Annotated in this window: 13 protein-coding genes; 12 read left to right on the top strand and 1 reads right to left on the bottom strand. The window is 61.0% G+C overall.

What is annotated here, in order from left to right; all coding sequences use genetic code 11:
- Positions 1-5 precede the first annotated feature (5 nt).
- Complete coding sequence (locus CV013_RS02125) at positions 6-3,245, top strand: efflux RND transporter permease subunit (RefSeq protein WP_102153636.1); 3,240 nt, start codon at positions 6-8, stop codon at positions 3,243-3,245.
- Positions 3,242-4,627 (top strand): efflux transporter outer membrane subunit, encoded by a 1,386-nt coding sequence (locus CV013_RS02120; RefSeq protein ID WP_102153635.1) that lies wholly within the window; start codon positions 3,242-3,244, stop codon positions 4,625-4,627. Before CV013_RS02125 ends, CV013_RS02120 begins: the two co-directional genes overlap by 4 nt.
- A 154-nt stretch (positions 4,628-4,781) precedes the next feature.
- Here CV013_RS02120 and CV013_RS02115 read toward each other — a convergent pair whose 3' ends face one another.
- Complete coding sequence (locus CV013_RS02115) at positions 4,782-5,471, bottom strand: OmpW/AlkL family protein (protein WP_102153634.1); 690 nt, start codon at positions 5,469-5,471, stop codon at positions 4,782-4,784.
- A gap of 172 nt (positions 5,472-5,643) precedes the next feature.
- On the opposite strand from CV013_RS02115, the gene CV013_RS02110 reads away from it, so the two are divergent.
- From CV013_RS02110 to CV013_RS02065, 10 genes are all read left to right on the top strand, one after another.
- A complete protein-coding gene (locus CV013_RS02110; protein ID WP_102153633.1) occupies positions 5,644-6,387 on the top strand; it encodes a Crp/Fnr family transcriptional regulator in 744 nt (247 codons plus the stop codon).
- Positions 6,388-6,467: 80 nt separating this feature from the next.
- On the top strand, positions 6,468-8,138 hold the full coding sequence (ccoN, locus tag CV013_RS02105) for a cytochrome-c oxidase, cbb3-type subunit I (RefSeq protein WP_102153632.1): 1,671 nt from the start codon (positions 6,468-6,470) through the stop codon (positions 8,136-8,138).
- Between the two features lie 3 nt (positions 8,139-8,141).
- On the top strand, positions 8,142-8,888 hold the full coding sequence (ccoO, locus tag CV013_RS02100; RefSeq protein ID WP_102153631.1) for a cytochrome-c oxidase, cbb3-type subunit II: 747 nt from the start codon (positions 8,142-8,144) through the stop codon (positions 8,886-8,888).
- Positions 8,885-9,058 (top strand): cbb3-type cytochrome c oxidase subunit 3, encoded by a 174-nt coding sequence (locus tag CV013_RS02095; protein ID WP_102153630.1) that lies wholly within the window; start codon positions 8,885-8,887, stop codon positions 9,056-9,058. The genes ccoO and CV013_RS02095 overlap by 4 nt, the downstream gene beginning before the upstream one ends.
- Entirely contained in the window at positions 9,048-9,968 is a 921-nt protein-coding gene (ccoP, locus tag CV013_RS02090; protein ID WP_102153629.1) for a cytochrome-c oxidase, cbb3-type subunit III, read from the top strand. The genes CV013_RS02095 and ccoP overlap by 11 nt, the downstream gene beginning before the upstream one ends.
- Complete coding sequence (gene ccoG, locus CV013_RS02085) at positions 9,949-11,481, top strand: cytochrome c oxidase accessory protein CcoG (protein ID WP_102153628.1); 1,533 nt, start codon at positions 9,949-9,951, stop codon at positions 11,479-11,481. Before ccoP ends, ccoG begins: the two co-directional genes overlap by 20 nt.
- Positions 11,478-11,948, top strand: a complete 471-nt coding sequence (locus CV013_RS02080; RefSeq protein WP_102153627.1) for a FixH family protein — start codon at positions 11,478-11,480, stop codon at positions 11,946-11,948. Before ccoG ends, CV013_RS02080 begins: the two co-directional genes overlap by 4 nt.
- Positions 11,945-14,062, top strand: a complete 2,118-nt coding sequence (locus tag CV013_RS02075; RefSeq protein WP_102153626.1) for a heavy metal translocating P-type ATPase — start codon at positions 11,945-11,947, stop codon at positions 14,060-14,062. The genes CV013_RS02080 and CV013_RS02075 overlap by 4 nt, the downstream gene beginning before the upstream one ends.
- Positions 14,059-14,214 carry a cbb3-type cytochrome oxidase assembly protein CcoS gene (gene ccoS, locus CV013_RS02070; RefSeq protein ID WP_102153625.1) on the top strand — a complete coding sequence of 52 codons (156 nt, stop codon included), beginning with the start codon at positions 14,059-14,061 and terminating at the stop codon, positions 14,212-14,214. Before CV013_RS02075 ends, ccoS begins: the two co-directional genes overlap by 4 nt.
- On the top strand, positions 14,211-14,453 hold the full coding sequence (locus CV013_RS02065) for a hypothetical protein (RefSeq protein ID WP_102153624.1): 243 nt from the start codon (positions 14,211-14,213) through the stop codon (positions 14,451-14,453). Before ccoS ends, CV013_RS02065 begins: the two co-directional genes overlap by 4 nt.
- Positions 14,454-14,458 lie beyond the last annotated feature (5 nt).

The following is a 14,458-nucleotide window of genomic DNA, read 5'->3' as shown; positions in this document are numbered from 1 at the left end:
GGTCGATGTCACGCATATTCATCGAACGCCCGATTTTCGCATGGGTACTGGCGATTATCGTGATGCTGGGCGGGCTGGCGGCATTGCTGACTCTGCCGACAGAGCAATATCCCGATATCGCGCCGACGAACGTGAATATTCGCGCCAGCTATCCCGGCGCATCGGCGGAAACGGTCGAGAACAGCGTCACGCAGGTGATCGAACAGCAACTGACCGGGCTGGATGGTTTGCTCTATTTCAGTTCGCAATCGACATCGCAGGGCAATGCATCGATCAGCGCGACCTTCTCGAAGGATGTCGATCCCGATATCGCGCAAGTGCAGGTCCAGAACAAAGTGCAGTCGGCGCTGGCTCGCTTGCCGCAGCAGGTGCAGACGCAAGGGTTGCGGGTCACCAAATCGAACCCCGACCGGCTGCTGACCATCGCGGTTTACGACGAGACAGATACCCGTTCGGGCGATGCTGTCGCGGATTATCTCAGTTCCAATTTGCAGGACCCGATTTCGCGTGTGTCCGGCGTGGGCGATGTCAATGTGTTCGGCGCCCCGCACGCCATGCGGATCTGGCTCGATCCGCGCAAACTGGCGGCGGTCGGCCTGATGCCGGGCGATGTCATCAGTGCGATTCAGGCGCAGAACACTGAAATTCCGGCAGGTGAAATCGGCGGTTTGCCGACCTTGAAAGAGCAGATGCTCGACGCGACGGTGACCGCGCTTTCCAAACTGCAGACGCCTGAACAGTTCCGGGCGATCACGCTCAAGACCACGGCCGATGGATCGAGTGTGCGGCTGGGCGATGTGGCGCGGGTCGAAGTCGGTTCGGAAAGTTATGGCACGATCCGCCGGATCAACGGCCACCCCGGCGCGGGCATCGCGATTTCGCTGTCCCCCGGTGCGGACGCGTTGCAGACAGCCGAACGGGTCAAGGCGCTGATCTCTAATCTGGAGAAGAACCTGCCCGAAGGGCTGGTGATCGGATACGCCAACGATTCGACCGATTTTATCAAGCTGTCGGTCAGCGAAGTGCAGAAAACCCTGCTCGAAGCGATCGTGCTGGTCGTGATCGTGATGTTCGTGTTCTTGCAAAGCTGGCGGGCCACGCTGATCCCGGCCATTGCGGTGCCGGTGGTCTTGCTGGGCACATTCGGGGTGTTCGCGCTGATCGGTTTTTCCGTGAACACGATGACCCTGTTCGGTCTGGTACTCGCAATCGGTCTGCTGGTGGACGATGCGATTGTCGTGGTCGAAAACGTCGAGCGTCTGCTGGAAGAAAACCCGGATATGACTCCGCGTGAAGCGACCATCGAATCGATGAAGGAAATTCAGGTCGCACTGGTGGCGATTGCACTGGTGCTGTCCGCTGTGTTCCTGCCGATGGCGTTTTTCGGTGGGTCGACCGGCGTGATCTATCGCCAGTTCGCGCTGACTATCATTGCGGCGATGGTCCTCTCGGTGCTGGTCGCGCTGGTGCTCAGCCCGGCGCTTACTTCCACTTTGCTGAAGCGAAAGCGCGCGGCGGGCGAGGGGGAAAGCTGGCTGGAGCGGCATCATCCGGGCATGGTCCACGCGATGGACCGGGCGAAGGACGGCTTCAATTCGGGCTTCCATCGCATGTCCACGCGCTATCGCGATGCGATTGGCACTGTGGTCGAACGCAAGTGGCTGTTTCTGGGCATCTATGTCGCGCTGGTTGCTGCGCTGGCGGTGCTGTTCTTCCGCTTGCCCACCGGGTTCCTGCCGAACGAAGATCAGGGCGATGTTTTCCTGCAATACCAGCTTCCTTCGGGCACAACGATGGCACGGACCGAAGAGGTGGCGCAGGAAATCCAGAACTACCTGCTCAAGAACGAAGGCGAGCGCATCAAGGTGCTGTTCGTGCTGGCCGGTTCTTCGCGGGGAGGTGGCGGCCAGAATACCGGACTGGGCTTTGCCAAGCTGGTGAACTGGGACGACCGCCCCGGCGCCGAAGGTTCGGCGCAGGCGATTGCCGACCGGACCAATGCCGCGCTCCGCAGTTTTCGCGATGCGCGCGTGTTCACACTGGTGCCCGGCGCGATCCGCGGGCTAGGCTCGTCTGCCGGGTTCTCGATGCAGTTGCTGAACAGCGGCAGCTTGTCCTCCGCTCAGTTCGCCGACGCGCGCGACCGGTTGCTGGCGGATGCCAATGCCAATCCTAAGCTGGAGTCGGTGCGGTTGAGCGACCTGTCGGATGTCGCGACGCTGAAAGTCGATATCGATCCCGCGCGACTGGCGGCCTATGGCCTGACGCAATCGGATGTGAATGCCACTCTGGCGGCGGCATGGGGTGGGCGCTACGTCAACGACTTCCTCGATAAAGGACGCGTGAAGCGGGTCTATGTCCAGGGCGATGCGCCGTTTCGATCCGATCCGAGCGATCTGTCGCAATGGTATGTGCGCGGCAAATCGGGCCAGATGGTGCCGTTCACAGCCTTTGCCGACATCGGCTGGGCGACCACGCCATCCAGCTCTTCGCGGTTCAACGGTGTGCCGACTGCGGAGTTTTCCGGGCAGGCCGCGCCGGGCGTCAGTTCGGGTGAAGCGATGGATACAATGGTCGCGCTGGCGGCGAAATATCCCGGCACGAGTGTGGCATGGTCGGGTTCGTCCTATGAAGAGCGCAATGCTTCCAGTCAGGCACCGCTGCTCTATGCTCTGTCGCTGCTGGTCGTGTTCCTGTGCCTGGCCGCACTGTACGAAAGCTGGTCGATCCCCGTGGCGGTGCTGCTGGTGATCCCGGTCGGCTTGCTCGGCGCGATTATCGCCACGACGATGCGTGGGCTGGAAAACGATGTCTATCTCCAGATCGGCTTGCTGACGACGATGGGGCTGACTGCCAAGAACGCCATTCTGATGATCGAATTCGCTGAGCAGGAGGAGAAGAAGGGTGCACGTGTTATCGATGCGGCGCTGGAGGCGGCGCGTATCCGCCTTCGCCCGATCCTGATGACCAGCTTTGCATTCGTGTTCGGCGTCCTGCCGCTGGCGTTGGCGAGCGGGCCGGGCGCCAATAGCCAGATCGCCATCGGCACATCGGTAATCGGCGGGATGCTGGCGGCGACATTGCTGGCGATTTTCTACATCCCGCTGTTCTTCGTGCTGGTGCGTCGTGGCACGCGGGATTCGCTGAAGGCTCTGAACGACAAAGTGCGCCACTGGCGGGAGGAAGACGAACAATCCGCTGGGCCGGTGAACGGGTCTGACGATGAAGCGGGGGCATCGTCATGATCGCGCGTCGTGTAATCGCAGGCGGACTGGCCATGTCGCTCACTGCCTGTTCGCTCGCGCCGCAAACCGCTTTACCGCCGCCGCCTGTGCCGCAATCGTGGCCAGTGGGCGACGCCTATCTGGCGCAGAGCGAAGCGGGCTTGCCGCAGGTTTCGCATACCGAGGTATTTCGCGATCGGCGGTTGCAGCAGGTTATCGCGCAGGCGCTTGCCAATAACCGCGATATCCGCATTGCTGCGGCCAGTCTGGCAGCGGCGCGGGCACAAGTGCGCGCTGTGCGTTCGGCGCAGTTTCCGGCCATTGGCGCGACCGCTTCGGCTACTGGCACCGCGCAAGGGACCGATGGCGACTGGTCCGAACTCTATTCGCTGCAAGGCGGCATCGCCAGTTACGAAGTCGATCTGTTCGGCAAGCTGTCGAATGCCACCGCGGCGCAACGCGATCGCGCGCTGGCGACCGAAGCGGCAGCGCGAACTGTGCGGCTGGGTATTGTCGCCAATGTCGCTATGGCATGGGCTACTTATGCCGCCGACCGCGACTTGCTCGCGCTGGCAGAAGCGACAGCGAAAAACGCATCGGAAAGCGTGCGCCTGACTCGCGCCCGATTCGAAGGCGGGGTCGCACCGCGCAGCGATCTGTCACAGGCAGAACAGATCCTCGCCACCGCGCAGGACAGTATCGCCGCTCAGAAAACCGCACTGGCCCAGGATGAAAATTTGCTGCGCTTGCTGGTCGGCGCAGATGTCGATCCGGCTCTATTGCCCGGCGGGCTGGAGGAAATCGACGGCAGTTTCGCCACTCTTCCGGCAGGGTTGAGTTCGCAGGCGCTGCTGCGCCGCCCCGATGTGATCGCCGCGGAATACGATCTGCGCGCTGCCAATGCCGATATCGGTGTAGCGCGGGCGAAGCTGTTTCCGTCGATTTCGCTGACCGGCCTTGTCGGGCTGGCGAGCACGGCGCTGGTCGATCTGTTCACTGGCGGTGCGTTCCGCGCCACTGCCGGGGCGGATGCCAGCCTGTCGATCTTCGACGCGGGCGGTCGCCGCGCCAATGTTGCTGTCAGCGAAGCGCAGCGCGATGCTGCGCTGGCGACTTACGAGAAGGCCATTCAGACTGCGTTTCGCGAAGTATCCGATGCACTGGCAGTGCAGGGCACACTGGCCGAACGGTTGCGCGCCAATCGGGCCAATGCGGCTGCCGCTTCGACGACAGCGACTTTGGCAGAGGCGCGTTATACCAACGGGGTCGCCAGTTTTCTGGACAGTCTGGTGGCGCAGCGTAGTCTCTACACCGCTCAGCGGGCAGAGGTGTCGATGGAACTGGCGTCCATTCTCAACCGCATCACACTCTATCAGGTGCTCGGCAGCGACGCCTTCGAGTAAGAAATGCGCCACACGATCAAGCGGACAAGCGGAAGGGGGCGGTGAACCGCAGATAAAATTCGTCGCCGCCCTCCGGCTCTCTTACACCCCATAGTGCATTGAGAACCGGATGACGGCGAGCGAATAAGCCTGGATCGATAACGATCCGGTCGGGTCAGAAGCGGAAGCCGACGCCTGCGCTCAGTACCCACGGATCGAGCTGGTGCTTGGTTTTCAGCAGCAGTGTGTCGTTCGCATCGTAGAAGCTGGCGGTCGGCTTCACGAAGTACTTCTTCGCGTCGAGACTGATGATCATTCCCTTGTCGTTGACCGGAATGTCAAAGCCGCCCTGAAGCGCAACGCCGAACGAATTCGACATTTTTACCCGTGTCGCACCGAGAGCTGCGGTGGCATCCGGGCCCGGCCGTTCATCGATTACGAAGAACACTGTCGGGCCAACGCCGACATAAGGCTTAACCGGGCCGGCATCGAGGTGATACTTGAGTGTGATCGTGGCCGGCAGGATCATCACGTGATCGACCAGACGGGCACCGTCGAGGTCACCCGTGCCGTTCACATGGTGGCTGGTAAGGCAGCAGATCGTTTCAACCGAAATGGCATCGTTGATGAAATATTCCGCGGCAATCGTGGGAACCACATTGTCGTTGGCGGTGGTGTCGAATGTCACACCGGTCAGCGCAGTAGCGATGGCCGGGTCCATGCTTTCAACCTTGTCGATCTTGCCGTCGGGGAGAACGGCAGTGGCCATTACCTTGACCTGAATCTTGCCGCCATCTGCGGCGGCGGCGGGCTGGCTGGCGAGTGCCGCCACGGCGACACCGGCGGCTGCAAAATAGGCTTTCATATTCACTGTCCTACACAGCAGTGGCCACCCCGTGCGGCCAAGGATTGTTGCTGCGTTGGAGGCCCAATGGCCCCATCCGACAGAGTTGTAGTTGACCTATGTCAATGAACGTCGGGGAAGTTTCGATCAGTTCCCTGATCTATCGACAACAGTCATATCTGCATTTCACAGCATGAATCGACCTGACATCCTGTCTTCCGGTGAACCGGAAATCGACGCGATTACCGCGCAATGCTTCGTGCGATTCGAAGAAGCGTTCGGTACGCGCGGATTCGCGTGGGATGTGCAGGCCCAGATAATGTCGCTGGGAAAAGCGGTTGAAATTGGCAAAGGCGAAAGCGCGACGATTTTTTCCGACGAAGATTCCCTCGTTTTCCTTGCGGAGGGCGCGTGCAAACTTGTTGCATGGGCCGCGCTTGATCGGGCGCAGGTTTTGTCGTTTCACTTTGCGGGGGATCTTGTTTCGGTGCCTGCACGGGCGGAGCACGAATATGGTCTGATCGCGCTCACCCCCTCGCAGATATTATCGTTCCCGACCCGCCGGTTTCTGCAGGCGGTGAACGAAGAATCGAAATTGCTGGTCGAACTTCACCGTCGGACCGATGCCGCATTGGCTGAATGTCGTAACGATTCGGTGGGGCTGGGCCGCAAAACGGCTCAGGAACGGGTTGCCAGACTGTTAATGCAGATGGCGGGGCGAATTGGCGTTGCCAGCGATAATGAGGTGCTGATAGAGCTACCTATGTCGCGCGGCGATATTGCCGATAGTCTGGGGTTGACCATTGAAACGGTTAGCCGCCAGTTTGGCGAACTTCGTGATGCAGGCCTGATCGAGACCGGGGGGCGATCGGGCGTGCGTGTGCTGGACCCCGAGGCACTGTTGCAACGTGCGGGCCCGACTGGCCCGCATGCATGACTTTTTCAGTCTAATTGACCCAAATCAATCAATCGGTGCGCGAAGGCGATTAGGGCGCGAGCGCAGGAGGAACCCGAACGATGCAAGCTACACTCGGAAGGATCGGACTTTGGTTCGCGATCCTATTGTTGGCGATCATGGCGATCGCCGGGGCGCAAGACGGTGGATTCGCCATCCAGATGGCGATAGTTGGGATCGCAGCGTTCATCGCGCTGGTCGCGACTGCGCGCGCGCACGATCCGCTGGCCACAAAGACTGGCATGTTCAAGCTGCCGGATGGGCCGGAGGTGTACGACGATGCACCAGTGCGGTGGGGCGTTATCGCCACCGTTTTCTGGGGCATGGCCGGGTTCCTCGTGGGGGTGGTGATTGCGCTGCAACTGACCTTCCCGCAGCTTAATCTCGAACCATATCTCAATTTCGGGCGCCTCCGTCCGCTGCACACCAGTGCGGTGATTTTTGCGTTTGGCGGCAATATCCTGATCGCGACGAGCTTTTACGTGGTGCAGCGTACCTGCCGCGCCCAACTGGCGTTCCCCAAGCTCGCGCGGTTCGTATTCTGGGGTTATCAGCTTTTCATCGTGCTCGCCGCGACCGGCTATCTGCTGGGCATTACGCAGAGCAAGGAATATGCCGAGCCTGAATGGTATGTCGACTGGTGGCTGACGGCTGTCTGGGTTGCTTACCTGGTGGTGTTCGTCGGCACGATCGTGAAGCGTAAAGAGCCGCATATCTATGTGGCCAACTGGTTCTACCTCGCTTTCATCCTGACCGTGGCGATGCTCCACGTGGTCAACAATATCGACCTTCCGGTCAGTGTTCTCGGCTCGAAGAGCTATCCGCTGTTTGCCGGTGTGCAGGGCGCGCTGGTGCAGTGGTGGTATGGCCACAACGCAGTCGGCTTCTTCCTCACTGCCGGCTTCCTGGCGATGATGTATTACTTCGTGCCGAAGCAGGCCGGGCGCCCGATCTACAGCTATCGCCTGTCGATCATTCACTTCTGGGCACTGATCTTCCTCTACATCTGGGCCGGTCCGCACCACCTTCACTATACCGCGCTGCCCGACTGGGCGCAGACGCTGGGCATGGTGTTCTCGGTGATGCTGTGGATGCCGAGCTGGGGTGGCATGATCAACGGCCTGATGACGCTGAACGGCGCATGGGACAAAGTCCGCACCGATCCGATCATTCGTATGCTGGTGATGAGCGTGGCATTCTACGGCATGAGCACGTTCGAAGGCCCGATGATGAGCATCAAGAGCGTCAACAGCCTGAGCCACTATACCGACTGGACCATTGGCCACGTGCACTCGGGTGCTCTGGGCTGGAACGGGATGATCAGCTTCGCAGCGGTTTACTTCCTGACGCCGCGCCTGTGGAAGCGGGAACGCCTCTTCAGTCTGCGGATGGTCAACTGGCACTTCTGGCTCGCGACTGCCGGTATCGTGTTCTACGCTGGTTCGATGTGGGTGGCTGGTATCACTCAGGGCCTGATGTGGCGCGAATACGGGCCGGACGGCTATCTCGTGAACTCCTTCGTGGAAACGGTGGCTGCGCTGCACCCGATGTATGCCCTGCGTGCAATCGGTGGCGTGCTCTACCTCTCCGGCGCGGTGCTGATGGTCATCAACGTCTGGATGACGATCAAGGGCAGGCAGCGTGAGGAAGCTCCGATGACGAACGCGCCTTACGACGCCGAACTCGACCGCCCGATCGTTTCCGCACCCGCACTTGCGGCGCAGGAGGCCTGAGCCATGAGCATTATTAGTACTCATAAGAAGATTGAACGTAACGTCACGGTTCTGGCCGGCTTGGCATTCATTACGGTAACCATCGGCGGCATCGTGGAAATCGCGCCTCTGTTCTGGATCGATAACACGATCGAGAAAGTGGACGGTATGCGGCCCTACACTCCGCTGGAGCAGGCCGGTCGGGACATCTATGTGCGCGAAGGCTGCTATGTCTGCCACAGCCAGATGATCCGCCCGTTCCGCGACGAGCAGGAACGCTATGGCCATTACTCTCTGGCAGCGGAATCGATGTACGATCACCCGTTCCAGTGGGGTTCCAAGCGTACCGGGCCCGATCTGGCGCGTGTCGGCGGGCGTTATTCGGATGCGTGGCACGTACAGCACCTGACCAACCCCGAAGCGGTGGTGCCAGACTCGGTTATGCCGAAGTATGGCTTCCTTGCGGATACGGACCTCCACGTTGCGGATATGAAAGCCAACCTGACGGCTCTCAACCGGGTCGGTGTTCCCTATACCAAGGCGGATATCGAAAAGGCCGATGCCGATCTGATGGCGCAGGCCGATCCGAACGCCGATGCCGGCGATCTGGAGAAGCGGTATCCCAAGGCGCAGATCCGCGATTTCGACGGCAATCCTGACCGGGTGACCGAAATGGATGCGCTGATTGCCTATCTTCAGGTGCTGGGCACGCTGGTCGACGTCAACGCACCGGCGGCACAGGAAGAACTGGCGAAGGAGAAGGGCCGATGAACCCGCACTCCACCTATGAAGCGCTGCGGCATCTGGCGGATAGCTGGGGCCTGATAGCGATGTTCTTCGTGTTTGCTTTCCTGTGTGCCTGGCCGTTCCGGCCCGGTGCCAAGCATAGCAACGACGAAGCGGCCAACCTCATCTTCAAGGACGAGACCGATGGCGAATAAGCGTATCGACGAAGCCACACAGACCGAAACCGTTGGCCACGAATGGGACGGGATCGAAGAGCTCAACACGCCGCTGCCGCGCTGGTGGTTGTGGTCCTTCTATGGCTGTATCGCTTTCGCGATCGGTTATATGATCGTCTATCCGGCAATTCCGATGGTTCACAAGGCGACCGAGGGCACCCTTGGCTGGTCGAGCCGCGGGCAACTGGCGGAGGAAATGAAAGAGGCAGATGCCGCGCGTAGCACAGTGCGTGCCAAGATCGCTGCCGTCGATATCGTCAAGCTGCCTGAGCAGCCCGACCTGATGGCGCAGGCCGTCGCGGGCGGTGCGGCGGCTTTCAAGGTCAATTGCGTACAGTGTCACGGTTCGGGCGCAGCGGGCAGCCAGACTCTTGGATATCCCAACCTGAACGACGACGACTGGCTGTGGGGCGGTGACATCAAGACGATCGAATACACGATCACTCACGGCATCCGTCAGGCGAATGACGATGACCTGCGTCAGAGCGCGATGCCACCCTTCGCCGGGGTGTTCGAACCGCAACAGCTCGATGCACTGGCCACCCATGTCCTGTCGCTGAGCGGCAAGGCGAAGCCCAACGCACAGGGTGCACAGATCTACGCCGATAACTGCGTCGTCTGTCACGGCGACAAGGGGCAGGGTGACCGCACTGTGGGCGCGCCGCGTCTGGCCGATGCGATCTGGCTCTATGGCGGCACTAAAGCCGACATTGAAAAGCAGATCCTGAATCCACGTATGGGTCAGATGCCGCATTGGGGTGGTCGCCTCGATCCGGTAACGATCAAGATGCTGGCCGCATACGTCTACTCGCTGGGGGGCGGGGAGAAAATCGCACAGACCACAACCCCTGAACCAGTGAAGCAGGACGATGGACAGCCCCAACAATAGCACCGACACGGTCGAACAACCGGTAAGCGCCGCTTCAGCGAAGCCTTCGGACTTCACGAAGCGGCACGACCCGCCGCGCGAACCTGCGCCGGTAAAGCTCTATGAGAAACGACGGGCGGTCCACAATAAGCGGATCGATGGGCCTTTCCGTCGTTTCAAATGGTTCGTGATGCTCGTCACGCTGGGCATCTATTACATCACACCGTGGATACGGTGGGATCGTGGACCTTATGCGCCGAACCAGGCGGTCTTGATCGATCTGGCCAATCGTCGCTTCTATATGTTCGGCATCGAAATCTGGCCGCAGGAATTCTATTTCGTCGCAGGCCTGCTGATTATGGCGGGGATCGGGCTGTTCCTGGTCACCAGTGCCGTGGGCCGCGCGTGGTGTGGCTATGCCTGCCCGCAAACCGTGTGGACCGATCTGTTCCAGCATATCGACAGGTTCGTCGATGGCGATCGCAATGCCCGGATGCGGCTCGATGCCGCACCGTGGACGTGGGGCAAGGTTTTGCGCCGCGGATTCAAATGGACGATCTATCTCGCCATCGCATTCTGGACCGGCGGCGCATGGATCATGTATTTTGCCGATGCACCGACGCTGACACATGATTTCTGGACCGGCCAGGCTGCTCCGGTGGCGTATGTCACTGTCGCCATCCTTACCGCGACGACATTCGTGTTGGGCGGTTTCATGCGCGAACAGGTGTGCATTTATATGTGCCCCTGGCCGCGTATCCAGACGGCGATGCTCGACGAAAAATCGCTCATCGTCACGTACAAGGACTGGCGCGGCGAACCGCGTGGCAGTGTGAAGAAAGCGGCTAAAAACCCCGGTGAGTTCGGGGACTGCATCGATTGTACGCAATGTGTGCAGGTATGCCCGACCGGAATCGACATTCGCGAAGGGCCGCAGATTGGCTGTATCACCTGCGCGCTGTGTATCGACGCGTGCGACAAAGTGATGAAGGATATCGGCCGACCGCGCGGCCTGATCGATTATGCGACGCTGGAAGACTGCAAGCGCGAAGCTGCCGGCGAGACGCCGCGCCCTGCCTGGAAAACGCTGCTTCATCCGCGCACGGTGATCTACTTCGGCATCTGGGCGGCAATCGGGCTAGGCATGTTGTTCCTGCTCGGCACGCGCAGCCATACTTCTATTTCCGCTGCGCCCGACCGGAACCCTCCATATATGCTGATGAGTGACGGGGCGCTTCGCAACTCGTACACAGTGAAGCTGCGGAATATGGAAAGCCGTCCGCGCAAGATGGAAGTCGAGATCGACGGGCTGGCTGGTGCGAAAATGTGGACCGGCACAATGGATTATGCCGATGCCAAACGGAAACTTGTCATCGACGTTCCGCCGGATGAAACGAAGGCGCTGCGCGTCTACGTGATCGCTCCGCCCGATACGAAGGCGCAGGATTTCCATTTCGGCGTCACATCGCTCGATCCGCAAAAGGAAACCGATCAGGCAGAGGCACGCTTTACCGCGCCGGGAGACTCCGAATGACACAGCAGAAACAGGAACGTGTGCGCGGCCAGTTCACCGGCTGGCACATCTTCGCGATCCTTGTGGTTTTTTTCGGAGTCGTGGTTGGAGTGAACGTGCTGATGGCCCGTTTCGCACTATCTACGTTCGGCGGGGTCACCGTCGAAAACTCCTATGTCGCCAGCCAGCATTTCAATCGCTGGCTGGACGAAGCGGCGAAGGAGAAGGCGCTGGGATGGTCCGCCGATGTCGTACGTCGGGAAGACGGGCGGCTGGAAATAACGCTGGCTGGTCCGGGCGATGGCGCAATCGTAACTGCGGAGGCATGGCACCCCCTGGGCCGCGAAGCTGACCGGATGGTGGCATTCGATCTCGCCAGTGACGGCCACTTCCTGTCGCGTGAAGCTCTGCCTGCAGGGCGTTGGACGCTGCGTCTCAAGGTTGAACAGGGCGGTGATATGTGGCGCGAGGAAATCGCGCTGCAATGAACGTGCATCGCCAGATCGCTCCGCAGACTTGCGAACGCACGGTGCTTGCCGTGCCGGGGATGCATTGTGCAGGATGCATGAGCAAGATCGAGCGCGGTCTGGCCGATGTTCCGGGGATCGCTTCGGCACGGGTAAATCTCTCGGCGCGGATGGTTACGGTCGATCATGACCGAAAGATGAGCGACCGCGATCTTGTCGGCGCACTGGAGAATATCGGATTCGAAGCGCAGCCACGCCATAACGAATTCGAACGCAACCCATCGGCAGTAAAACCGCTGCTGGCGCCGCTGGCGGTGGCGGCATTTGCGGCGATGAACGTGATGCTGCTGTCGGTCAGCGTATGGTCTGGCGCGGAAGGCAGCACACGCGAGCTGTTTCACTGGATCAGTGCGGCGATTGCCGTGCCTGCGGTTGCCTTCGCCGGGCGTCCGTTCTTCTCGTCTGCATGGAGCGCGCTACGCAAACGGCGCACCAATATGGACGTGCCGATTTCTATCGGTGTGGTGATCGCTACCGGGCTGAGCGTTTACGAAACCGTCGTTGGCGGCGCCGATGCGTGGTTCGATGGCGCTTTGATGTTGCTCACTTTCCTGCTGGCAGGACGGGTGCTCGACGCGATGATGCGCGACCGGGCGCGGCGCGGGGTCGATGCTCTGCTGGCGCAGGCACCTCAGGGAGCAATGGTAATCGGGGCGGATGGGACGCCTCAATGGATGGCTGCTGACGCGATCGAAGTGGGGATGACGATCCGCGTCGCGGCTGGGGAGCGGCTGGCGGCCGATGGCGACATTATCGCCGGGGGTAGTCGGTTCGACCAGTCGCTCCTTACTGGCGAAAGCGCGCCTGTCGCAGCGGCCAGCGGCGACGGTGTATTTGCCGGTACGCTCAATCTCGACAGTCCGGTCGATGTCGTGGTGACAGGCACCGGGCAGGATACGACACTGGCGGAAATCGCCCGGTTGATGGAAGCCAGCGCGCAGGACCGCAGCAAATACGTCCGCCTCGCGGACCGGGCCGCTCGCCTGTATGCACCGGCGGTGCATTCGCTGGCCGCATTGACGGTGATCGGCTGGCTGATTGCCGGTGCGGGGGTCTATCATGCGCTGGTCTATGGCGTTGCCGTGCTGATTATCACGTGCCCCTGTGCTCTGGGGCTGGCGGTGCCGGTGGCGCAAGTCGTTGCCAGCGGATCGCTGCTGCGCGCGGGTGTGATGGTGAAGGACGGATCGGCATTCGAACGTCTGGCCAAGATCGATCGTGCGTTGTTCGATAAGACGGGTACGCTTACGTGCGGACAGGCTCTGCCCGATCCGGCGGTAATGGCCAGCTTGCCTGACGATGCCGCCAACATTGCCTATGCTCTTGCAAGCCACAGCCGCCATCCGTTGTCGCGCGGCATTGTGCGAGCTCTGGCATCGCGCGCATCCGCCGTTACGATTGAACAGGTTGCCGAACGACCGGGAGAAGGAGTGTTCGGCACGTTCGAAGGTGAGCCGGTGGCGCTGCGCCGTCCGCAGGATGCGGGGGGCAGTGCGGTCGAACTGCAGATCGGATCGCGGCCAGCGGTATTGATTCCGTTCGCAGACCGGTTGCGCCCCGATGCACGCGTCGCGCTCGACCGTCTGTCGCAAGATGGCGTGGTCAGTTCGATCCTGTCGGGCGACAACGCCGCCGCTGTCGCAGAGGTGGCCCGCGAGCTGACGCTGACAGCACAGGCGAAGGCTTCGCCGCAGGACAAGCAGGAGGCGATCGGCCGCCAGCGGGCATCGGGACATACGGTGCTGATGGTGGGCGACGGGCTGAACGACGGGCCTGCACTGGCTGCGGCCGATGTCTCTATGGCGCCGGGCGGGGCCAGCGAAGTCGGGCTGCAGGCCGCCGATTTCGTGTTCGTGCAGGATTCGCTGCTGGCTGTCCCGCGCGCAGTGAAGACAGCACGGGCAACGATGCGGGTGGTCAAACAGAACTTTGCGCTGGCGATCACCTACAATGTTTTTGCTGTGCCGCTGGCGATGGCCGGGATGGTTACACCACTGATCGCTGCGGTCGCCATGTCGGGCAGTTCGCTGCTGGTGATCGGCAACTCGCTGCGACTGGCGAGGGCGGCGCGATGAACGGGCTGCTGATCCTGATCCCGATTGCGCTGTTTCTTGGTCTAATCGGACTGGGTGCCTTTTTCTGGGCATTGCGGAATGGTCAGTTTGACGACCCGGATGGTTCCGCAGCCCGTATTCTGTTCGACGACGATGGGGACGAGATCAAATGAGCGGTCAGCTTGCCATTACTGCTATCGTTGCGTTGATCCCGGCCATCGTCGGCCCGGCGCCGGCGGATGGGGAAGCGGCCAGCGGCGGGCTGATCGCGCAATTGTGCAATGGCGGCACGATTTCGATCCCGGTGAACGGCCAGCCACTGCCGCCCACGACCCAGCCATGCTGCGCCAAGGGGTGCCATTCGAGCGAGCGCAAGCGCAAGCAATTTGATCCAGCGCAAAGTAACGACTGATCGAA

It is taken from the genome of Tsuneonella flava, assembly GCF_002870965.1.
GTDB classification, from domain to species: Bacteria; Pseudomonadota; Alphaproteobacteria; order Sphingomonadales; family Sphingomonadaceae; genus Tsuneonella; species Tsuneonella flava.
Note: the sequence above shows the minus strand (reverse complement) of the source record. Positions and strands in the feature narration are given on the sequence as shown.